Raw genomic sequence first — 21890 nt, 5'->3', positions numbered from 1 at the left:
CGCCGGGGGTCGTCGACGATTCCGAACCGCCCCAGCTCAGCAGAGGTTCCGACGGGCCGCGCGGCGGATCGGCCGGGAGCACCCGAACGGGCGACCCGGGCGCCCTCCGGCCGAGCACCGCTCCGGTCAGCCGCGGCCGTCCAGCACCGAGCGCAGGACGCCGATCCGGTTGGAGGTGATGGAGGCGACCCCGGTGTCGCGCAGCCGGCGCATGGTGCGGCGCAGGTCGGCGGTCCAGGTGGAGACGGCGAGCCCCCGCTCCGCCGCGGCGGCCGTGAACTCGGGGGTGACCAGGCCGAACGGCGGGTTGAGGTAGCGCGGGCGCAGGTCGTCCAGCAGGGCGCGCACCGGCATCCGGGGCTGCTTCCAGGTGAGCGCGATCTCGGCGTCCGGGCTCAGTTCGCGCACCGCGAGCATGGCGGTGGTGGGGCCGCAGAAGGCGACCGCCGCCTCGGCGCCGAGCCCGGTGACGACCGACCAGGCCGCGGCGGCCGGGCCCGCGTCGTCCAGGTCGATCAGCAGCCGGCGGCCCTCGACGGCCGTCACCGCCTTGACCGCCTCGGCCAGGGTGGGGACGGCGAGCGGCCCCTGCCGCAGCTCCTCCAGCTGGTCGGCGGTGACCCGGTCGATCGACCGCGCGTCGCCCCAGAGCCGCTCCAGGGTGCGGTCGTGCAGCAGGACGGGCACCCGGTCGCGGGTGAGCTGGACGTCCACCTCGACGGCGTCGGCCCCGGCGGCGAGCGCGGACTCGACGGAGGGCAGGGTGTTCTCGCGGAACCGGTACGGGTCGCCCCGGTGGGCGACGGCCAGCGGCTTGGCGGCGAGCGTTCCGGCGGCGAGCGGCTTGGCGGCGGCGTTCATCGGATCCTTCCGGCGAGCCAGGGGGTGAGGCTGTGGACGCCGATGCCCTCGCGGTGGCTCGGTTCCCCGGGGACGGTGACGATCAGCGTGGTGGACGGCGGGAAGGTGCGCGCCTTGACGTGCACCAGGTCGGACCAGACGGCGTTCAGGAAGCCGGGGACGCGGTCGCGGTCGACGTCGAAGGCGATGCCCTCGACGGTCACGGCGACCTCGTCGTGGGTGAACAGCCGGACGGTGACGGCGGGGCGGCCGTCGAACTCCAGCAGCGCCTCGTGCGGGATGGCGTCCAGTTCCCCGAGCGAGCCGCCCGAGCCGCCCGGACCGTCCGGGCCGACCAGCCCGGCGAAGGTCTGGTCGCGGCCGATGTCGTGCTGGGCGCGGACGCTGCGGCCGTGCCGGGCGGCCACGGCCTCGATCGCGAGCACGGCGCTCTGGGTGGTCGGCAGGTGCGGGGGTGGCATCCGGGCGCCTCTCGGTTCGTTCCGGGACTCGTACGAAGGGGGTTGCAGGGGGCTGCGGAGGGATCCGCGGGGATCCACCGGGCCGGCTAGCGGCGTTCGATCATCACATTGGTGGACTTGATGACCGCCGTGGCGGGCGCACCGGGGACCAGGTTGAGCTCCACCGCCGAGTCCCGGCTGATCAGGGACACCACCCGGAACGGCCCGGCCTGGATCTCCACCTGCGCGGCCACGTCGCCCAGCACCACGTCGGTGACGATCCCCGGGAAGCGGTTGCGCGCCGAGGACGGCCGGCCCTCCGCCTCGGCGTTCTCCGGCCGGGCCAACTCCCGAGCGAAGGCGGCGAGTTCGGCCCCCGGGATGATCCGGTGCCCGTGCTCGTCCCGCGCGGCGGCGACCCGCCCGGCGTCCACCCAGCGCCGCATGGTGTCGGCGCTGACGCCGAGCAGCGCCGCGGCCTCGCCGATGCGGTACGGGTTGGCCGGCACCTCGGGCTGGCCCATGTGCGTCTCCTGACGGTGGTTCGGGTTCTCGGGGCGGGCGCCCCCGCGCCATCCTGCCGTACCGGCGGTACGGACGATCATGTGAGGGCCGCCCCCACGGCATACCTTATGGCTCGCCGAAGAGGTCGCGCCGTGCCGCGTCCCCGGCGGTGAGCACCGCCCCGGCGAGCACCGCGCCGCCGCCCGCCGTACCGGCCCGCACCTCGGTGCTCAGCGGGGAGAGCAGCGCCAGCCGCCGCTCGACCCGGCCGGCCAGCTCCGGCCCGCCGGCCCGGCCTATCTCGCCGCCGAGCACCACGCAGCCGGGGTCCAGCACCACGCAGACGCTCGCCGCGCCGATCGCGATCCGCTCGGCCAGCTCGTCCAGGAAGCCCCCGCCCGCCTCGCCGGCCGCGAGGGCGGCCCGGACGGCGGCCTCGGCGGCGGGGGCGTCCCCGGCCGGGTCGGCGGGCAGCCCGTGGGCGCGGGCCAGCGCGCAGATCGCGGCGCTGCCGACCAGGCCGTGGAAGCCGCCCTCGCAGCTGTCGGCGCTGGGCAGGCCGACGGTGCCGGGGACGGGCAGGAAGCAGATCTCGCCGGTGCCGCCGGAGAAGCCCCGGCGCAGCCGCCCGTCCAGGATCACGGCGGCGCCGACGCTGTGGCCCAGCCAGAGCAGGACGAAGGTGTCGCGGTCGCGCGCGGCGCCGACCCGGTACTCGGCCCGCCCGGCGAGGTTGACCTCGTTCTCCAGGATCACCTCGGTGCCGGGCAGCCGCCGCAGCTCGGCGAGGAGTTCGGCGTGCCAGGCGGGGAGCTTGCCGGTGCTCTGCAGCCGCCCGGTGGCCGGGTCGACCAGCCCGGGGGCGCCGACCGCGACGGTGTGCAGCCGGTCGACGCCGGCGCCGCGCGCGGTCTCCAGCAGGGTCGCGACGATCTCCGCGGCGGTGTCCGGCCCGCCGTCGCCCTCGACCGGGACCTCGGCGGTGGCCAGGCTGCGCCCGGCCAGGTCGGCGACGACCAGGCTGACGCCGCCGGAGCGGACGTCGAAGGCGGCGAGGTGGGCCCGGGAGGCGACCAGCGCGTAGAGCCGGGCGTTGGGGCCGCGCCGCTGTTCCCCGCGCTCGCCGACGACGGCCACCAGGCCGGTGCGCTGGAGCCGTTCGAGCAGGTCGGCGACGGTCGGCCGGGACAGGCCGGTGAGGCCGCGCAGCTCGGTCGCGGTCAGCGGACCCTGTTCGAGCAGGAGGTTGAGTGCCAGCCGGTCGTTGATCGCCCGGGCGGTGCTCGGCGTGGCCGTACGCGCGATGGTCATGGCGGATCATCCTTCCAGAGTGTTTCTATCAGGGTCCCTTCCTGATAGTTTATCGACCGTCACAGGGCACTGTCGCGCCCCACACCGCGCGACCGGGAGGGAACACCCCATGAACGGGACCACCGCGCCACCACCGCCACCGCCGGAACCGCTGAGCGCACCCCGCCGGGCCCGGGCCGGCATCGCCCTGGTCTTCTGCGTGCACGGGGCCGTCAGCGGCAGCTTCGTCACCCGCATCCCGTGGCTCCAGGACCGCCTCGACCTCTCCACCGGCCAGCTCGGCCTGGCCCTGGTCATGCCCGCCATCGGCTCCTCCCTCGCCATGCCGCTGGCCGGCCGCTTCGTGCACCGCTACGGCGGCCGGGCCGCGGTGCGCGGGCTGATCTCGCTCTGGTGCCTGGCCCTCGCCCTGCCCGCGCTCGCCCCCTCGCTGCCGGTGCTGTGCGCGGCCCTGCTGGTGTACGGCGCCGCGGCCGGGATGGCGGACGTCGCGATGAACGCCCAGGGCGTGGAGATCGAGGAGCGGCTCGGCCGCTCGATCATGTCCGGGCTGCACGGGATGTGGAGCGCGGGCGGCCTGCTGGCCTCCGCCTTCGGCATCCTCGCCGCCCACCTGGACCTCGACGCCAGGCTCCAGCTGGCCGTCACCGCGCTGGTCCTGCTCGCCCTCGCCCAGCCGGTCTGCCGCGGCCTGCCCGACATCCGGGCGCACGAGGGCGCGGAGGAGCCGCCGCGGTTCGCGCTGCCGCCGCGCAGCTCGCTGGTGATCGGGCTGGTCGGCTTCTGCGCGGTCTTCGCCGAGGGCGCCTCGATGGACTGGAGCGGCGTCTACCTGCGGGACGTCACCGGCGCCTCGGCCACCGTCGCCGCCGCCTCGTACACCGCCTTCTCGCTCACCATGGCGGTCAGCCGGCTCGCCGGGGACGCGGCGATCCGCCGGCTCGGCGCCGTCCGCACCACCCGCGTCGGCGGCGCCGTGGCCACCGTCGGCGGCCTGCTGGTGGTCGCCGCCGACAGCCCGGCGCTGGCCATCCCCGGGTTCGCCCTCCTCGGCATCGGCATCGCGGTGATCGTCCCGCTCGCCTTCGCCGCGGCCGGCCGGATCGGCAGCAACCCCAGCCAGGCCATCGCGGGCGTCGCCACCGTCACCTACACCTCCGGCCTGATCGCCCCCGCGGTCATCGGCGCCCTCGCCCAGGCCACCTCGCTGACCGTCTCCTTCGGACTCGTCACCGCGCTCGCCTTCGCCCTGCTGCTGAGCGCCGGGGCGCTACGGCTGGCCGAACGGAATTCCGGCGGCGAGAACGTGACCGCAACGTCACCGGAAAAGCCTTCCGGAAAAGATCTCTCCACGATATGATGGTGAATTCCTGAGGGAATTCCCCGCTAAAGTCTCGAACCGCCGGGCGCGCCGCGTCCGGCGGTTTTCGTGCTCCGCGAGAGGGATTCCCCGTGTGCTACGACCCGGACGCCGCCCCGCCCGCCCTCGGTCCCGCCCCGTGGCCGCTGGCCGAGGCCGCCCCACTGACCCTGACCTCGGCCGACGGCACCCGGTTCGGCGCCTTCCTGGCCCGCCCGGAGGTCGCCACCGGCGTCGGCGTGCTCGTCCTGCCGGACAACAGGGGCCTTTCCCCGTTCTACCGGCAGACCGCCGCCCGGCTCGCCGAACAGGGCCACCCGGCACTCGTCCTCGACTATTACGGCCGCACCGCCGGAGCCTTCCCGGAAAAGCGCCCGGCGGAATTCGGCGAACTGCCGGACCTGCTCCCCCACCTGCTCGCGCTCACCCCCGAGGGGCTGGACGCCGACATCACCGCCGCACTGGAACGGCTGCGCGCCGCCGGGCCCGCCGAGGTGGTCGCGCTCGGCTTCTGCTTCGGCGGCCGGCAAGCCTTCCGGACGGCCGCGCCGCGCTTCGGCCTGGCCGGCGCGGTCGGCTTCTACGGCTACCCGGACACCCTCCACGGCGCTCCCGGGCCGACCCAGCTCGCGGCGGAGCTGACCGCCCCGGTCCTCGCCCTCTGGGGCGGTGCGGACGAGCACATCCCGGCCGCCGCCGTCGAGGCCTTCGACGCCGCGCTCACCGCGGCCGGCTGCCCGCACACCTTCGTCACCTATCCGGGGGCGCCGCACAACTTCTTCGAGCTCGCCGCGGTCGACCACGCCGACGCGGCCCGGGACGCGTGGCAGCGCCTGCTGGGCTTCCTCGCCCGGCCGCGCTGAACCCGGATCCCGGCCCTGCCCCAGGCCTTGGACCGGGGCGTGGACGGCGGCGGGGCCGGGGCCCGGGACCGGTTAGGCTCGGGCGGTGTTCGAGCCCGATGCCGTTCCCGTCCCGCCCCTCGCACCGCAGGTGCCCGCCGTCGCGCCGCGTTCCCCGTGGTGGCGGTTCGCCCTGCTGGTCGCGGCGCTCGCGGCGGCGGCCGGCTCGCTCCTGCTGTGGAGCCCGACGGAGCTGCTGTCCGGCGGGCTGGCGGACCGGATGCCGGGCTACTGGTTCGGCCCGCTGTTCGCCCTGGTCTACGCGGTGGGGACGCTCGCCTTCGTGCCCCGGCCGGCCCTGAACGCCGCGGCCGGGCTGCTGCTCGGCATCCAGCAGGGCGTGCTGCTGGCGGTGCTCGGCACCACGGTCGGCGCCGCCCTGGCCTTCGTGCTCGGCCGGGGCCTCGGCCGCGAGGCGCTCCGCCCGTACCTGCGCGGGAAGGTGCTCGGGACGCTGGACCGGCGGTTCACCGAACAGGGCTTCCGCAGCGTGCTGGTGCTGCGGCTGCTGCCCGGCATGCCGTTCCAGGCGGCCAACTACGGCGCGGCCTTCTCCGGGGTCCGCTTCCTGCCCTTCGTGCTCGCCACCGCGATCGGCGTGGTGCCGACCACGGCCGTGTACGTCACGGCGGCGGCCAGCGCGGGCCGGCCGGGCTCGGCGGCCTTCCTGCTGTCGGCGGGGGTGATCGCGCTGCTGGTGCTGGGCAGCGTGGTGGGCCTCTGGCGGGCGGCCCGGACCCGCCGCCGGGCGACGGCCGGCTGAACCCGGCCCGTCCGTCCGCTCCGACTCCCCCAGCCCGGCCCACCAGGACAAAATCGTTCGCGCCGGTGCGCCGCCGGAGGCCAGGATGGCGCGCATGACTGCACCGGACCCGCGGGTGGACCCGCCGATGACGGCCGACGAGGCCGCCACCCTGCACGCCTTCCTCGACTACCACCGCGACACCCTCGCGCTGAAGACCGAGGGCCTGACGGACGACCAGCTGCGGCTGCGCTCCGTCCCGCCGTCCAACCTCTCGCTGCTGGGCCTGGTCCGGCACATGGCCGAGGTGGAGCAGTACTGGTTCCAGTCCGTCCTGCTCGGCCAGGAGAACGCCGAGGGGCACTTCTGGACCAAGGAGAACGAGGACGGCGACTTCGACGACGTCGACACTGCCGACGTCGCGGCCGACTTCGCCGTCTGGCGCGCCGAGGTCGAGGCCGCCCGCAGCGCCGCCGCCGGCCTGCCGCTGGAGACCGTCGGCAAGAAGCCGCGCCGCGGCCAGCCGGTGACGCTGCGCTGGATCCTCACCCACATGATCGAGGAGTACGCCCGACACAACGGCCACGCGGATCTTCTGCGCGAATTGATCGACGGATCGACCGGCGAGTGACCCTGCGGGTGACACCGCGGGTGAAATCGTTTCCGCATTGTTGACAGAAGGTCAATTACGCCGTGACCGCGACCGATAAGGTCAACGCGCGCAACCGTACGGCGCTGCGCCGCGTCAGTGGGAGTGCCCGGGTTCGCCCGGGTTTCCGGCGCGGCACGACTCGTACGGGGGTTGCGAGCGGGCACGGGACCGGTGAACAGTGCGATACTCGGACAGTTCCGACGAGTGGATGACGTGTCAAGAACGGCACGCACCCCCGGGGGACCAGGACGGGACGAGGCAGGGAGGCGCGGCATGGGAGCACTTCGCGACGAGCACCACAACGGGTGGCTGATGCCCTCGGGGAACTACCCGGCCGCGGTGTACGACGACGAGTGGGTCGATCAGGAGACGGTTCCGGCCGCCCCCGCGCCCACGAAGATCGTCTCCCTGCGGCCGACGGGCTTCGAGGCGGCCCGGACGGTCGGTGAGCACATCCGGGCGAGCATCCCGGTGGTCATGGACCTCACCGAGATGTCGGAGGCCGAGGCCAAGCGCATGGTCGACTTCGCCTCCGGGCTGATCTTCGGCACCCGGGGCGGCATCGAGCGGATCGCCCGGAGGGTCTTCCTGCTCACCCCGGCCGACGTCGAGGTCATGGTGATCGACCGCCCGATGGACGACACCGGCTTCTACAACCAGAGCTGAGCCGCCGCCCCGCGAGGGCTCACAGGCACCCCGGAACCGGGGACGGTACACCACCGTCCCCGGTTTTTTGCTGCCCGTGCACCGAGATCCCGCGCATCACCTGAGAGCTCGAACAAAAGAATGAGACATCGGTGTCTCATGTGAACTAGACTCGATCCATGGCCACCGACCGCGACACCGTCCTCGAAGCCGCCGTCGGCGTGCTCTCCCGCCGCCCGACCGCCCACCTGGACGAGATCGCGCGCGCCGCCGGCATCAGCCGCGCCACACTGCACCGGCTCTTCCCGGGGCGCGACGCGCTGATCCGCGAGGTCGGCCTGCTCGGGCTGCGCCGGTTCGCCGCCGCACTGGACACCGCCGAGGTCGAAGAGGGCGACGCCGAGGCCGCGCTGCGCCGTCTGGTGGACGCCTCCGTGCCGGACGCCATGCTCTGCGCCTTCCTGGCCGGAGAGAACCAGCTCTACGAGAACGACGACATCAACGACCTCTGGGAGGTCCAGATCGCCCGGCTGCACGCGCTCTTCCTGCGCGGCCAGCAGCAGGGCGTGTTCCGCATCGAGCTGAGCGCCGCCTGGCTGAGCGAGGCCTTCTTCGACCTGGTGGCCGGCGTCGGCTGGTCCATCCAGGACGGCCGGCTCGCCCCGCGCGACGCCGCCTTCTCGCTCGCCGAGCTGTTCCTCGGCGGCGCGCTGCGCAGACCGGACGCGCGGACGCCCGTTCCCATCGGCGTGGGCACCACTGCCGTCACCACCCCCATCCACAGCACCGCCGACCACAGGCCGGACACCGATACACCATGAACACCCTGACCGCCCGCCAGCGCTGGACCGGCCTCGCCGTCCTCGTCCTGGCCGTGACCGTGGTCGCCCTGGACGCGACCGTCCTCTCCCTCGCCATCCCGTCGATCAGCGAGACGCTGCGCCCCAGCGGCACCCAGCTGCTCTGGATCGGCGACTCCTACTCCTTCGTGCTGGCCGGCCTGCTGGTCAGCATGGGCGCCCTGAGCGACCGGATCGGCCGCAAGAAGCTGCTGCTGGCCGGCTCCGCCGCGTTCGGCGCCGCCTCGCTGCTGGCCGCCTACGCGCCGAGCGCCGGCTGGCTGATCGTGGCCCGCGCCCTGCTCGGCGTGGCCGGGGCGACGATCATGCCCTCCACGCTCTCGCTGATCCGCGGCCTCTTCCCGGACGACCGGGAGCGGGCCACCGCGATCGGCATCTGGGGTGCGGCCGCCACCGCCGGGGCCGCCCTCGGGCCGGTGGTCGGCGGGGTGCTGCTGGAGCACTTCTGGTGGGGTTCGGTGTTCCTGCTGAACATCCCGGTGCTGATCCTGCTGCTGGTGTTCGGCGCCTGGCTGCTGCCGGAGTCCAAGGACCCGAAGCCGGGCCGCTGGGACGTGCTGAGCGTCGTCCTGTCGATGGCCGGCGTGATCGGCGCGGTGTACGCGGTCAAGGAGGCCGCCGCGCACGGCGTGGACCGCTGGGACGTGCCGGTCGCCTTCGTGCTGGGCACCGCCGCGCTGTTCGTGTTCGTCCGCCGCCAGCTGCGGCTGGAGACCCCGCTGCTCGACGTCCGGCTGTTCCGCGACCGGCGGTTCACCGCGGCCGTGTCGGCCTCGTTGATCTCCCTGATCGGGCTCTCCGGCGTGATCTTCGTGGTCTCGCAGTACCTCCAGCTGGTCCGCGGCTACCAGCCGCTCCAGGCGGGCCTGGCCGAACTGCCGGCCTTCGCGGGATCGGTGGTCGGCGGCCTGCTGACCGCCCTGATCGCCCGCCGCTACGGTGCCCGCAAGGCGCTGACGGCCTGTCTGCTGGCGATGGGTCTGGGCGTGGGCGCGCTCGGCTGGCTGGAGCAGGACACCACCTACCTGCTGCTGGCCGCCTCCTTCCTGCTGGTCGGGACGGCCGAGGGCGTGGTCTACACGCTCGGCGCCGACCTGGTGCTGAACGCCGCGCCCGCCGACAAGGCCGGCGCCGCCTCGGCGGTCTCGGAGACGGCGTACGAGCTGGGCACCGCGCTCGGCATCGCGCTGGTGGGCTCGGTGGTCGGCTCGATCTACGCGAACGGGCTGGCGGTCCCGGCCGGGACGGACCCGGCGGCCGCCGCCCGGGCGGGCGAATCGCTGGGCTCGGCCGTCGAGACGGCGCAGGGCCTCTCGCCGGAGCTCGCCCAGCCGCTGCTGGCGAGCGCCCGGGAGTCCTTCGTCCACGGCATGAACAGCGCCGGGCTGCTGGCCGCCGCGCTGCTGGTCGGCGCGGCCGTGATGGCCTGGCGGCTGCTCCGCGGGCTGTCCGAGCCGACGGCCGGGGCGGAGACGGGCGCCGGGACCGGCCCGGAGGGCGCCGTCGACGTGTCGGCCACGCAGCCGAGCGTCAAGGCGTAACAGCGCACCGAGAACGGCCGTTCCCCCCGGGGGAACGGCCGTTCTCGTGTACGGAACCACCGTTCCTTACGGGACCTACGAGACCCCGAAGGGCAGCTCCAGCTCGGCCCAGACCACCTTGCCGTCCCGGGTGAGCCGGCTGCCCCAGCGCTGGGCCAGCTCGCTGACCAGGAACATCCCGCGCCCGCCCTCGTCCTGCTCGGCGAACGGGCGCAGCTGCGGGGTCTGGCCGCCGGCGTCGGAAACCTCCAGGGTGAGCACCCGGTCGCGGAACAGCCGCAGCCGGCGCGGGGCGTCGGCGTGCAGCAGGGCGTTCGTGACCAGCTCGCTGACCAGCAGCTCGGCGTAGTCGGTGAGCGCGGCCAGGCCCCAGGCCTCCAGGGTGGCGCGGGTGAAGCGGCGGGCCCTGCCGGGCAGCCGGCCGCCGCCGGACAGCGGCAGGGTGGCGACCCGGTCGGCGGGCAGCGGCAGCACCCGGGCCATGATCATCGCGATGTCGTCCTCGGTGCCGTCGGTGACCAGCGCCGCGAGGACGGCGTCGCAGTTCTCCTCCAGGGTCCGGCCGGGGCCGGAGAGGGTGCGGGCGAGCCGGTCGATCCCGGTGTCCAGGTCCTCGCCGCGCCGCTCGACCAGGCCGTCGGTGTAGAGCGTGACCATGCCGCCCTCGGGGATGGTGAACTCGATCGACTCGAAGGCCACCCCGCCGACGCCCAGCGGCACCCCGGGCGGCACGTCCACCCTGGCGGCGGTGCCGTCGGGGGCGACCCGGACCGGCGGCAGGTGCCCGGCCGAGGCGACCTGGACGGTGCGCTCCAGCGGGTCGTACACCGCGCAGATGCAGGTGGCGAACTGGCCCTCGCCGATTCCCGAGGCGGTCTCGTCCAGCCGGGTGAGGACCTGCTCCGGCGGCATGTCGAGGGTGGCGAGGGTCCGGGCGACGGTGCGCAGCTGGCCCATCGTGGCGGCGGCCCGGATGCCGTGGCCCATCACGTCGCCGACCACCAGGGCGACTCTCCCGCAGGACAGCGGCACCACGTCGAACCAGTCGCCGCCGACCTCGCTGACCACGCTGCTGGGCAGGTAGCGGTAGGCGATCTCCAGGCCGAGGGTGCGGTGCACCTCCTGCGGCAGCAGGCTGCGCTGGAGGGTGAGGGCGGTCTCCCGCTCGCGGCGGTAGAGCCGGGCGTTGTCGAGGGCCAGCGCGGTGCGGGCGACCAGTTCCTCGGCGAGGGCGACGTCGGCGGCGGTGAACGGCTCGGGGTTGCGCATCCGGATGAACTCGGAGCCGCCGAGCACCATGCCCCGGGCGGTGATCGGCACCATCAGGTACGAGTGGATGCCCGCCGCCATCCCGGGGGCCACCCGGTCCTCGCTGGAGACCAGCCCGCGCAGCACGTCCTCGTCCACGTGGGTGCGCAGCAGCGGCTTCCCGGCGCGCAGGCACTGGGTGTAGCTGCGGTCGGGGGCGTACTCGGAGGTCTCGCCGACCACGTCCACGGCGTGCGCGAGGCCGCTCTCGTAGGACTCCCCGACGGCGACGGCGCGGAGCGTGACGTTCCGGTCGGAGGGGATCGCGGTGGGCTCGGCGCCGCGCAGCACCGGCTCCAGCAGGTCGACGGTGGCGAAGTCGGCGAACCGGGGGACGACGGCCTCGATCAGTTCCTCGGCGGTGCGCTGGAGGTCGAGGGTGGTGCCGATCCGGGCGGTCGCCTCGGCGATGGTGGCGAGCCGTTCCTGGGCCCGGGCGGCGCGGGCCTCGGCCTGGAAGCGCTCGGTGACGTCGATGATCGAGGAACAGACCCCGAAGATCCGGCCGGTGGAGTCCTCGAGCCGGAAGTAGGAGGCGGACCAGGCGCGGTCCCGCCGGGGGTCGCCGGGGACCCGGCCGTGCGAGCGGGCGTCGACGACGGGCTTGCCGGTCTTGAGCACCTGGCGCATGATCTGCTCGATCTCGGCGCTGTTGATGCCGGGCAGGACGGCGGATATCCGGCGGCCGAGGTGGGCGGCGACGGGCACCCCGTTCATCCGGGCGAGTGCCTCGTTGATCCGGATGTAGCGCAGTCCGGTGTCGTAGACGGCCATGCCGATCGGCGAGCGGCCGAAGATGCCGTCCAGGACCGCGAGGTCGGCCTCGACGGCGTGCAGGGCGCGGGTGTCGGAGGCGGTGGCGAGCAGCAGCAGGGTGCCGGCCGGGCCGGCTATCGGGTAGGTGCGGAACTCCAGCTCGACCTTGTGGCCGTCGCGGTGGCGCACCGGGAAGACGCCGGACCAGCCGCTGCCGGTCATGATCCGCTGGAAGAGGCCGAGCACCTCGGAGCGGTCGGACCCGTCGGTGAGCAGCTGGGCGGCGTAGCTGCCGACGGCCTCCTCGGCGGAGTAGCCGAGCAGGGCCTCGGCGTCCTCGCTCCAGTGCAGGATCAGTCCGTCGTCCTGGAGCAGCGCCGTCGCGAGCGGGACGAGCCGGTGGCCTTCGGGGTTCGCGCCCTCGGGACGTACCGGGGCACGGCCCGGTGCCGGGTCGGCGGCGGTCGCGTCCCACTCGTGTCCGTGCATGATCAGGCAGCACCCCGGTTCGGCTCGTGCCCGGCCGGGTGGGCCTCGCGGTCGGTGCCGGCCGGGATTCTTCTCCAGACTGCACGGACATCGGCCGCCCGGCGACCCCTTTGGTCAGGGGGCGTCCGGTCGCTCCGGGTGTACGGGCGTCATGGGCGTACCGGCCGCAGCGTACTCTCCAGAACGCCCGCCCACTGCCGGATCACGCCGGAACGTCGGTGGCTGTCGTCGGTGAGCAGGTTGGCGAGGCCCAGTCCGCGGGCGAGGTCCAGCGTGGCCTGCACGGATTCGCGCACCCCGGGGCGGCTCTCGTCGGCGTCCAGGAACTCGACGGCGGCCCGGTGGGCCTCCCGGCCGACGTGGCCCTCCAGGGCGATGATCCGCTCGCGCAGCGCCTCCTCGGTGGCGGCGGCGGTCCACAGGTGCAGGGCGGCGCGGAACAGCGGGCCGGTGTAGAGCCGCACGATCATGTCGACCACGGCCCCGGTGCGGTCGGGGCCGGCGGTCGGCAGCTCGTCCGCGTGGGCGCGGACGGCTGCCAGCCGCTCGGCGGTGACGTGCTCGACGGCCGCGGTGAAGAGGTCCTCGCGGGTCGGGAAGTGGTGCTGGGCCGCGCCCCGGGAGACCCCGGCCCGTTCGGCGACGACGGTGACGGTGGAGCCGTGCCAGCCGAGCTCGGCCAGGCAGTCCACGGCCGCCGCGAGCAGCCGGGCCCTGGTCGCTCGGCTGCGGTCCTGCTGCGGGGTGCGGGCGGCGGGGTGGCTGGTCATGGCGGCGGGCGGTTCCTGTTCCGGTCGGGGCGCGGCGGGTGCCGGTCGGGGCGCGGCGGGACGATCCTCACAGACGCGCCCCGGTCCCCGGCCGCCGGGGCGGCCCCGGCCGGTCAGCGGGCGGCGGCGCGCCCGGCCTCGCGGGCGCGCAGTTCGCGGCGCAGGATCTTGCCGGCCGCGGACTTGGGGACGGTGTCGACGAACTCCACCAGGCGGACCTTCTTGTACGGGGCGACCTGTCCGGCGACGTACCCGGTGACCTCCTCGGCGGTCAGGGTGCTGCCCGGGGCGCGGACCACGAACGCCTTGGGGCACTCGGTGCCCTCGGCGTCCGGGACGCCGATCACGGCGGCGTCGGTGATCTGCGGGTGGCCGAGCAGCACGGCCTCCAGTTCGGCGGGGGCGACCTGGTAGCCCTTGTACTTGATCAGCTCCTTGACCCGGTCGACGATGTACAGGTAGCCGCGCTCGTCCACGAAGCCGACGTCGCCGGTGTGCAGCCAGCCCTCGGCGTCGACCACCGCGGCGGTCTCGGAGGGGCGGCCGAAGTAGCCCTTCATCACCTGCGGGCCGCGGATCAGCAGCTCGCCGGGTTCGCCGGGCCCGAGGTCGCCGTCGGAGCCGTCCAGGGCGGTGATCCGCAGCTCGGTGGAGGGGACCATCCGGCCGACCGAGCCGGGCGAGGGGTCGCCCTCGCGCGGGGAGACGACGTGGGTGACCGGGGAGAGCTCGGTCATGCCGTAGCCCTGGAGCAGGTGCGGCAGGCCCAGGCGCCGGGCGCAGGCGTCGGCGAGTTCGTGGTCGAGCGGGGCGGCGGCGCACAGCAGGTACTCGACCGAGGAGAGGTCGTACTGCTCGACGACGGGGTGCCGGGCCAGCGCGAGGGCGATCGGCGGGGCCACCACCAGGGCCTGCACCCGGTGCTCCTGGACGGTGCGGCAGAACTGCTCCAGGTCGAAGCGGGGCAGCACGACCACGGTGGCGCCGCAGCGCAGCGGCTGGTTGAGCAGCGCGGCCAGTCCGTAGATGTGGAAGAACGGCAGGACGGCGAGCACCCGTTCGCCCTCGGCGGGGCGGTAGAGGGCGTCGCACTGGGAGAGGTTGGTGGCGATCGAGCGGTGGGTGAGCATCACGCCCTTGGGCAGGCCGGTGGTGCCGCTGGAGTAGGGCAGCACGGCGATGTCCTCGCCCGGGTCGATGGCGACCTCGGGGGCGGGGCCGGTGGCGGCCAGCAGGTCGGCGAGCGAGCGGTGGCCCTCGGCGCCGTCCAGGACGACGGTCTCGGCCAGCGGGCGGCCCTGTTCGGCGAGGAGTTCGGCGGCCGCACGGGCGGTCGGCAGGAAGCGGGAGACGGTGACGAGCCAGCGGGCGCCGCTGTCGCGCAGCTGGCCGGCGAGGTCGGCGGGGGTGGCGAAGGACGAGACGGTGGTGACGGTGGCGCCGGCCCTGGTCGCGCCGTAGTAGGCCATCGGGTAGGCGGTCGAGTTGGGGCTGAAGAGGGCGACGACGTCGCCGCGGCGGACGCCTGTCTCGGCCAGTCCGGCGGCCACCCGCTCGACGGCGTCGGCGAGTTGGGCGTAGCTGGTGGTCTCGCCGGTGACGCCGTCGATCAGGGCCGGGCGGTCGCCGTACTTCGCCGCGGCGCCGAGCACCGCCTCGTGGATCGGCAGGTCGACCACGGCAACGTCGGGGAACTCGCTTCGGAACACCAAGGTGGGCCTCCAGTATGGAAGTTGACGTAGCAACAAAACCGGCTAGCAGTTCCGTGCGGGGCGCGTTCAGGAGCATACGGACAGTAGGGGGCCTGGCTCGGCCATTGTGGGGAACCCGTAATGGACCATCCGTGGCACGGTCGCTCCCGGGGGGCGCCCGACCGGAGGGCGCGCACCACGGCCGCCCGCCTCCGGGAGCGGCCCCGCCCGCGGAACTCCCCGCTGTGGGGCCCCTGTCCGGCCCCGTCCCGCTCCTGCCGCTCCGGCCGCGCCCGGCGCCGACGGCTACGTCAAGGCCTGCGCCGGCACCACCCTGGCGGGCGACACCGAACGGGTGGCCGACCGGGGTGGCGGGTGCGGCGGCGGCTGCTCAGGACCACCGGCGGCGGCCGCTCAGTACGACTTCGGCAGCCCGAGGGTGTGCTGGGCGACGTAGTTGAGCACCATCTCGCGGCTGACCGGGGCGACCCGGCCGACCCGGGTGGCGGTCAGCAGCGCGCCCAGCCCGTACTCCTGGGTCAGGCCGTTGCCGCCGAGGGTCTGCACCGCCTGGTCCACCGTCCGGGCGGCGGCCTCCCCCGCCGCGTACTTGGCCATGTTGGCGGCCTCCCCGGCGGCGAGGTCCTCGCCCGCGTCGTAGAGCAGGCCGGCCTTCTGGGTCATCAGCCGGGCCAGTTCGATCTCCACCGCGCACTGGGCCAGCGGGTGGGCCAGGCCCTGGTGGGCGCCGATCGGGGTGGACCAGACGGTGCGGGTCTTCGCGTACTCGACGGCCTTGCCGAGGGCCTGGCGGGCGAGGCCGAGCGAGAAGGCTGCGGTGAGGACGCGCTCGGGGTTGAGACCGGCGAACAGCTGGAGCAGGCCCGCGTTCTCGTCGCCGACCAGGGCGTCGGCGGGCAGCCGGACGTCGTCCAGGAAGACCTGGAACTGCTTTTCCGGGGCGACGAGTTCCATCGGGATCGCCCGGTACTCGAAGCCGGGGGTGTCGCGCGGGACGACGAACAGGCAGGGCTTCAGCTTCCCCGTCCGTGCGTCCTCGGTGCGGGCCACGAACAGCACCGCGTCGGAGTGGTCGATGCCGGAGACGAAGACCTTGCGGCCGGTCAGCAGCCAGTCCTCGCCGTCCCGGCGGGCGACGGTGGATATCCGGTGCGAGTTCGAACCGGCGTCCGGTTCGGTGATGCCGAAGGCCATCCTGCGGCTGCCGTCGGCCAGGCCGGGCAGCCAGCGCCGCTGCTGCTCCGCGGTGCCGTAGCGGGCGATCACGGTGCCGCAGATCGCCGGGGAGACGATCAGCATCAGCAGCGGGCAGCCGGCGGCGCCGAGCTCCTCCAGGACGATGGCGAGGTCGGTGATGCCGCCTCCCCCGCCGCCGTACTCGGCGGGCAGGTTGACGCCGAGGTAGCCGGCCTTGCCGGCCTCCGCCCACAGTTCGTCGGCGGGCTCGCCGGCCCGGGCCTTGGCGAGGTAGTAGGTGGAGCCGTAGCGGCGGCCGAGGTCGCCGACGGCCCGGCGCAGGGTCTGGCGTTCGGGGGTCTCCAGGAGCTGACTGCCGATGGACATGCGGGGTCCTTCCTCAGGCTTCGGTGGGCCGGACGACGGCCAGCAGGGTGCCGGTTTCGACCTGCCGGCCGGGGGTGGCGCGCAGTTCGACGAGGGTGCCGTCGACCGGGGCGACGACGCGGTGCTCCATCTTCATCGCCTCCAGCACCAGCAGCGGCCGGCCGGCGGTGACGGTGTCCCCGACGGCGGCGGCGACCCGGACGACGGTGCCGGGCATCGGGGCGAGCAGCGCGCCGGGGTCGGTGCGGACGACGGGTTCGGGGAAGCGCGGCAGGGCGGTGAGCGCGGTGCCGCCGGCCGGGGTGTCGACGTGCACCCGGTCGCCGTACCGGGCCACGCGGTAGGTGCGGCGCAGCCCGCCCTCGGACAGCACGACCCGGTCCGGCGCGGCCTCGACGAGCTCGACGTCCGGGTGGTCCTCGGCCAGCAGGCCGGTGCGGGTGTGCCGGTAGCGGACGGCCGCCTCGGTGCCGTCCTCGGCCCGGTAGCGCTTGAGCTGCGGCTGGGAGGGCAGGTTGCGCCAGCCGGAGGGCAGCGCGCCGCGGCGGCCGGCGGCGTCGGCGAGGGCGGCGGCCAGGGCGGCGGCCAGGGCGGCGCGGTCGACGCCCTTGGCGTCCGGGGCGGTGAGGTCGGCCGCGTGCTCGGCCAGGAAGCCGGTGTGCAGGTCCGCGGCCAGGAAGGCCGGGTGGCGCAGCGCCCGGACCAGCAGCTCCCGGTTGGTGGCCGGGCCGTGGACGCGGGCGCGGGCGAGCGCGTCGGCGAGCCGGCGGGCGGCGGCCGCGCGGGTGGGCCCCCAGGCGATCACCTTGGCGAGCATCGCGTCGTAGTGCGGGGTGATCTCGCTGCCGGACTCCACGCCGGAGTCCAGCCGGAGGCCGGTGCCGGAGCCCGCTTCGACGCAGGTGAACTCCTGGTACGGGAGCGTCAGTTCGAACCGGTGCAGGGTGCCGGTGGCCGGCTGCCAGTCCTTGGCCGGGTCCTCGGCGTAGAGCCGGGCCTCGATCGCGTGGCCGGCGGGGGCCGGGGGGTCGGGCGGCAGCTCCGCGCCCTCGGCGACGGCGAGTTGCAGGGCCACCAGGTCCAGGCCGGTGACGGCCTCGGTGACCGGGTGTTCGACCTGGAGGCGGGTGTTCATCTCCAGGAAGAAGAACCGGCCGTCCCCGGCGAGCAGGAACTCGGCGGTGCCGGCGCCCGTGTAGCCGATCGCCCGGGCCGCGGCGCGGGCCGCCGCGTGCAGCTCGGCGCGGACCTCCGGCGGCAGGCCGGGGGCCGGGGCCTCCTCGATCACCTTCTGGTGCCGCCGCTGCAGCGAGCAGTCCCGGTCGCCGACCGCCCAGACGGTGCCGTGGGCATCGGCCAGCAGCTGGACCTCGACGTGCCGCCCGGCGGGCAGGTAGCGCTCGCAGAACACCTCGTCCGAGCCGAAGGCCTTGGCCGCCTCCGCGCGGGCGGCGGCCAGTTCGCCGGGGAGCTCGGCCAGGCTCCGGACGACCCGCATGCCGCGCCCGCCGCCGCCCGCCGCGGCCTTGACCAGCAGCGGCAGGTCGGCCTCGGCGGGCTCGGTGAGCGCGCCCAGCACCGGCACCCCGGCCTCGGCCATCAGCCGTTTGGCGGCGGTCTTGGAGCCCATCGCGGCGATCGCGGCGGGCGGCGGGCCGACCCAGACCAGGCCCGCGTCCAGCACGGCCCGCGCGAAGTCGGCGCTCTCGGAGAGGAATCCGTACCCGGGGTGGACGGCGTCGGCCCCGGCGGCGAGCGCGGCGCGGACGAGCAGGTCGGCGCGCAGGTAGGTGTCGGCGGGCGCGGCGCCGGGCAGCCGGACGGCGGCGTCGGCCTCGCGCACGTGCGGGGCGCCGGCGTCCGGGTCGGAGTGGACGGCGGTGGTCGCGATGCCGAGTTCCCGGCAGGTCCGGAAGACCCGGCGGGCGATCTCGCCCCGGTTGGCGACCAGCAGGTTGGTGATCATCGTCTGGGGTCCCTCACATCCGGAAGACGCCGTAGCCACGGGCGCCCTCGACCGGGGCGTTGTGGATCGCGGACAGGCAGAGGCCGAGCACCGTACGGGTGTCGCGCGGGTCGATGACGCCGTCGTCGTAGAGCCGGCCGGACAGGAACACCGGCAGGGACTCGGCCTCGATCTGCTGCTCGACCATCGCCCGGATCGCCGCGTCCGCGTCCTCGTCGTACGGCCGGCCCTTCGCCGCGGCCGACTGCCGGGCGACGATCGACAGCACCCCGGCGAGCTGCTGCGGGCCCATCACGGCGGACTTGGCGCTCGGCCAGGAGAAGAGGAAGCGCGGTTCGTACGCCCGGCCGCACATGCCGTAGTGGCCGGCCCCGTAGGAGGCGCCCATCAGCACGGACAGGTGCGGGACGGTGGAGTTGGCGACGGCGTTGATCATCATCGCGCCGTGCTTGATGATGCCGCCCTGCTCGTAGTCCTTGCCGACCATGTAGCCGGTGGTGTTGTGCAGGAACAGCAGCGGGGTGTTCCGCCGGTTCGCCAGCTGGATGAACTGGGCGGCCTTCTGGGACTCCTGGCTGAACAGCACGCCCTGGGCGTTGGCCAGGACGCCGACCGGGTAGCCGTGCAGGCGCGCCCAGCCGGTGGCCAGGCTGGTGCCGTAGAGCGGCTTGAACTCGTCGAAGTCGGAGCCGTCGACGATCCGGGCGATCACCTCGCGCGGGTCGAAGGGCACCTTGAGGTCGCCCGGGACGATGCCCAGCAGCTCCTCCTCGTCGTACCTGGGCGGCTCGGCGCTCCGGTCCGGGCCGGGGCCGGGCTTGCGGTGGTCGAGCCGGGCGACGATCCGGCGGGCGATCCGCAGCGCGTCCGCCTCGTCCGCCGCGACGTGGTCGGCCAGCCCGGAGACCCGGGCGTGCATCTCGGCGCCGCCGAGCGACTCGTCGTCGGCCTCCTCGCCGGTGGCCATCCGCACCAGCGGCGGGCCGCCGAGGAAGACCTTGGCGCGCTCCTTGACCAGCACGGTGTGGTCGGACATGCCGGGCACGTAGGCGCCGCCGGCCGTCGAGTTGCCGAACACCACGGCCACGGTGGGGATTCCGGCGGCGGAGAGCCGGGTGAGGTCGCGGAACAGGGCGCCGCCGGGGATGAAGATCTCCTTCTGGCTGGGCAGGTCGGCGCCGCCGGACTCGACCAGGTTGACCAGCGGGAGGCGGTTCTCCAGCGCGATCTCGTTGGCCCGCAGGGCCTTGCGCAGGGTCCAGGGGTTGCTGGCGCCGCCGCGCACCGTCGGGTCGTTGGCGGTGATCACGCACTCGACGCCCTCGACCACCCCGATGCCGGTGACCAGGGCCGCGCCCACCGGGTAATCGCTCCCCCAGGCGGCCAGCGGCGACAGCTCCAGGAACGGGGAGTCCGGGTCGACCAGCAGCTCGATCCGCTCACGGGCCAGCAGCTTGCCGCGCCCGCGGTGGCGCTCCACGTACCGGGGGCCGCCGCCCGCCAGCGCCTTGGCGTGCTCGGCGTCGAGCTCGGCGAGCTTGGCGACCATCGCGGCGCGGTGCCCGGCGTACTCGGGCCCGGCCGGGTCGACGCAGGTGGGCAGCACGGTCACAGCAGGACCTCCGGGATGTCGAGGTGGCGGGCGCGCAGCCACTCCCCGAGGGCCTTGGCCTGCGGGTCGAAGCGGTGCCGGGCGGCGACGCCCTCGCCGAGCAGGCCGGTGAGGGTGAAGTTGACCGCCCGCAGGTTCGGCAGCAGGTGCCTGGCGACGGGCAACTCTGCGGTCTCGGGCAGCAGTTCGCGCAGCTTCTCCACGGTGAGGACGTGCGCCAGCCAGCGCCAGCCGTCCTCCGAGCGGGCCCAGACGCCGAGGTTGGCGTCCCCGCCCTTGTCGCCGCTGCGGGCGCCGGCCACCAGGCCGAGCGGGGCCCGCCGGGTCGGGCCCTCGAGGAGCGGTGCGGGCAACTCCGGCTCGGGCCGGTCGGGTTGGGCGGCGTGGCCGGTCACGGGCGCCGGCGGGACGGCGATCCGGCGGCCGTCCGGCAGGACGGCGGTGTGCTCGACGGCCTTCGGGTCGACGGACACGGCGCTGAACACCCCGTACGGCGTGCCCGGTCCGGGCGGGGCTGTGAGGTGGAAGCCCGGGTACCCGGACAGCCCCGATTCGACCGCGGCCTTGCCTAGTTGGCGCCCGACCTTGGCCGGGTCCTGGTCCCGGGCGGTCAGCCGCAGCAGCGCGGAGGCGGTCTCCTCGGTGGCGGCGTCCGGGTGGTCGGTGCGGACGAGGGTCCAGCGCAGCTCGGCGGGGCGGGCGGCGGGCGGCAGCGCGTCGGCGAACTGCCGCCGCACCAGGGCGGCCTTGGCCTCGATGTCCAGGCCGGTGAGGACGTACACCACCTCGTTGAGGTGGCCGCCGAGCCGGTTGAGGCCCGCCTTCAGGGTGGGCGGCGGGGCCTCGCCGCGCACGCCGTCGATCCGGACCCGGTCCGGCCCCTCCTCGGTGAGCCGCACGGTGTCCAGCCGGGCCGTGACGTCCGGGCCGAGGTAGCGCGGTCCGCCGGTCTCGTACAGGAGTTGGGCGGTGACGGTGCCGGTGGTGACGGCGCCGCCGGTGCCCGGGTGCTTGGTGATCACGCTGGAGCCGTCGGCGCGCAGTTCGGCCAGCGGGAAGCCGGGGCGGGTCACGTCGTGCTCGTGGAAGAAGGCGTAGTTGCCGCCGGTCGCCTGGGCGCCGCACTCCAGGACGTGCCCGGCCACCACGGCGCCGGCCAGGGCGTCCAGGTCCTCCGGGGGCCAGCCGAAGCGGGCGATCCCGGGGCCGACGACCAGCGCCGCGTCCGTCACCCGGCCGGTCACCACCACGTCGGCGCCGCCGTTCAGGCAGGCGGCGATCCCGAACCCGCCGAGGTAGGCGTTGGCGGCCAACAGGCCCTCCGGCAGGCCGAGTTCGTCCCGGCGCGGGAGCAGGTCGTCGCCCTCGACATGGGCGACGGCCGCCTCGACGCCGAGCCGCCGGGCCAGCGCGCGCAGCTCCTCGGCGAGCCGGGCCGGGTTGAGGCCGCCCGCGTTGACCACGATCCTCACGTCGCGCTCGCGGGCCAGGCCGAGGCACTCCTCCATCTGGCGCAGGAAGGTCCGGGCGTAGCCCAGCGACGGGTCCTTCAGCCGGTCCCGGGCGAGGATCAGCATGGTCAGCTCGGCCAGGTAGTCCCCGGTGAGCACGTCCAGCGGCCCGCCGGTGAGCATCTCCCGCATCGCGGCGAAGCGGTCCCCGTAGAACCCCGAGGCGTTGCCGATCCGCAGTACCGCGCCGTCGCGCACCAATGCGCCTCCCCTGCCGGTGAGTTGGGCGCACCCTTCGACGGGCGCCACCGCCAGCAGCGTGGCACCGCCCGCAGAAAAAAGCAATCACGCTTGCTTGTTTCCTCCGATCCGGTGTACCCCGCCCCCGCCGCGCGCCGGGTGCCCGTCCCACGCCGGGCGCGCCCGCGGCGGCGGCGCGGGCGCC

17 protein-coding genes and 1 pseudogene are annotated in these 21890 nt (G+C 74.8%); 7 read left to right on the top strand and 11 right to left on the bottom strand.

Going from position 1 to position 21890, the window contains the following annotated elements; all coding sequences use genetic code 11:
- Positions 1 to 126: 126 nt before the first annotated feature.
- The 4 genes from ACWDCZ_RS10320 to ACWDCZ_RS10305 all read right to left on the bottom strand — a co-directional run bounded on the left by ACWDCZ_RS10320 (position 127) and on the right by ACWDCZ_RS10305 (position 3116).
- Positions 127 to 861, bottom strand: a complete 735-nt coding sequence (locus tag ACWDCZ_RS10320; RefSeq protein ID WP_449815717.1) for a glycerophosphodiester phosphodiesterase — start codon at positions 859 to 861, stop codon at positions 127 to 129.
- Positions 858 to 1322, bottom strand: coding sequence for a hypothetical protein (locus ACWDCZ_RS10315; RefSeq protein WP_449815716.1), 465 nt, complete (start codon positions 1320 to 1322; stop codon positions 858 to 860). The genes ACWDCZ_RS10320 and ACWDCZ_RS10315 overlap by 4 nt, the downstream gene beginning before the upstream one ends.
- Before the next feature lie 86 nt (positions 1323 to 1408).
- Entirely contained in the window at positions 1409 to 1825 is a 417-nt protein-coding gene (locus tag ACWDCZ_RS10310) for a TOBE domain-containing protein (protein ID WP_181970475.1), read from the bottom strand.
- 106 nt (positions 1826 to 1931) lie between these two features.
- The gene (locus ACWDCZ_RS10305; protein WP_449815715.1) at positions 1932 to 3116 is read right to left on the bottom strand and encodes an ROK family transcriptional regulator; all 1185 of its coding nucleotides are present in this window, start codon (positions 3114 to 3116) and stop codon (positions 1932 to 1934) included.
- A 109-nt stretch (positions 3117 to 3225) separates the two neighbouring features.
- Here ACWDCZ_RS10305 and ACWDCZ_RS10300 point away from each other — a divergent pair, with 109 nt between their 5' ends.
- The 7 genes and pseudogenes from ACWDCZ_RS10300 (at position 3226) to ACWDCZ_RS10270 (ending at position 9818) form a co-directional block, all read left to right on the top strand.
- Positions 3226 to 4476: an MFS transporter gene (locus tag ACWDCZ_RS10300; protein ID WP_049655205.1), complete on the top strand. Its 1251-nt coding sequence runs from the start codon at positions 3226 to 3228 to the stop codon at positions 4474 to 4476.
- A 92-nt stretch (positions 4477 to 4568) separates the two neighbouring features.
- Positions 4569 to 5339, top strand: a complete 771-nt coding sequence (locus ACWDCZ_RS10295) for a dienelactone hydrolase family protein (RefSeq protein WP_449815714.1) — start codon at positions 4569 to 4571, stop codon at positions 5337 to 5339.
- Positions 5340 to 5424: 85 nt separating this feature from the next.
- Complete coding sequence (locus ACWDCZ_RS10290; RefSeq protein ID WP_449815713.1) at positions 5425 to 6141, top strand: TVP38/TMEM64 family protein; 717 nt, start codon at positions 5425 to 5427, stop codon at positions 6139 to 6141.
- A 94-nt stretch (positions 6142 to 6235) separates the two neighbouring features.
- Positions 6236 to 6751, top strand: a complete 516-nt coding sequence (locus ACWDCZ_RS10285; protein WP_449815712.1) for a DinB family protein — start codon at positions 6236 to 6238, stop codon at positions 6749 to 6751.
- Positions 6752 to 7045: 294 nt separating this feature from the next.
- Positions 7046 to 7438 (top strand): cell division protein SepF, encoded by a 393-nt coding sequence (locus ACWDCZ_RS10280; RefSeq protein WP_053112231.1) that lies wholly within the window; start codon positions 7046 to 7048, stop codon positions 7436 to 7438.
- A gap of 158 nt (positions 7439 to 7596) precedes the next feature.
- Positions 7597 to 8133, top strand: a pseudogene (locus ACWDCZ_RS10275) (TetR/AcrR family transcriptional regulator); the annotation flags it as partial.
- Between the two features lie 101 nt (positions 8134 to 8234).
- Positions 8235 to 9818, top strand: coding sequence for an MFS transporter (locus tag ACWDCZ_RS10270; protein ID WP_449815711.1), 1584 nt, complete (start codon positions 8235 to 8237; stop codon positions 9816 to 9818).
- A 75-nt stretch (positions 9819 to 9893) separates the two neighbouring features.
- Here ACWDCZ_RS10270 and ACWDCZ_RS10265 read toward each other — a convergent pair whose 3' ends face one another.
- From ACWDCZ_RS10265 to ACWDCZ_RS10235, 7 genes are all read right to left on the bottom strand, one after another.
- Positions 9894 to 12371 (bottom strand): SpoIIE family protein phosphatase, encoded by a 2478-nt coding sequence (locus tag ACWDCZ_RS10265; protein WP_449815710.1) that lies wholly within the window; start codon positions 12369 to 12371, stop codon positions 9894 to 9896.
- A 149-nt stretch (positions 12372 to 12520) separates the two neighbouring features.
- Positions 12521 to 13141 carry a TetR/AcrR family transcriptional regulator gene (locus tag ACWDCZ_RS10260; RefSeq protein WP_049655195.1) on the bottom strand — a complete coding sequence of 207 codons (621 nt, stop codon included), beginning with the start codon at positions 13139 to 13141 and terminating at the stop codon, positions 12521 to 12523.
- A gap of 113 nt (positions 13142 to 13254) precedes the next feature.
- The gene (locus ACWDCZ_RS10255) at positions 13255 to 14853 is read right to left on the bottom strand and encodes a 4-coumarate--CoA ligase family protein (RefSeq protein ID WP_049659698.1); all 1599 of its coding nucleotides are present in this window, start codon (positions 14851 to 14853) and stop codon (positions 13255 to 13257) included.
- Between the two features lie 393 nt (positions 14854 to 15246).
- Complete coding sequence (locus tag ACWDCZ_RS10250) at positions 15247 to 16416, bottom strand: acyl-CoA dehydrogenase family protein (protein WP_449815709.1); 1170 nt, start codon at positions 16414 to 16416, stop codon at positions 15247 to 15249.
- A 13-nt stretch (positions 16417 to 16429) separates the two neighbouring features.
- Complete coding sequence (locus ACWDCZ_RS10245) at positions 16430 to 18382, bottom strand: acetyl/propionyl/methylcrotonyl-CoA carboxylase subunit alpha (RefSeq protein WP_449815708.1); 1953 nt, start codon at positions 18380 to 18382, stop codon at positions 16430 to 16432.
- A 13-nt stretch (positions 18383 to 18395) separates the two neighbouring features.
- Positions 18396 to 19994, bottom strand: a complete 1599-nt coding sequence (locus ACWDCZ_RS10240) for an acyl-CoA carboxylase subunit beta (protein WP_449815707.1) — start codon at positions 19992 to 19994, stop codon at positions 18396 to 18398.
- The gene (locus ACWDCZ_RS10235) at positions 19991 to 21637 is read right to left on the bottom strand and encodes an acyclic terpene utilization AtuA family protein (protein ID WP_449815736.1); all 1647 of its coding nucleotides are present in this window, start codon (positions 21635 to 21637) and stop codon (positions 19991 to 19993) included. Before ACWDCZ_RS10235 ends, ACWDCZ_RS10240 begins: the two co-directional genes overlap by 4 nt.
- Between the last annotated feature and the right edge of the window lie 253 nt (positions 21638 to 21890).

The organism is Kitasatospora sp. NPDC001225 (assembly GCF_053597855.1).
Note: the sequence above shows the minus strand (reverse complement) of the source record. Positions and strands in the feature narration are given on the sequence as shown.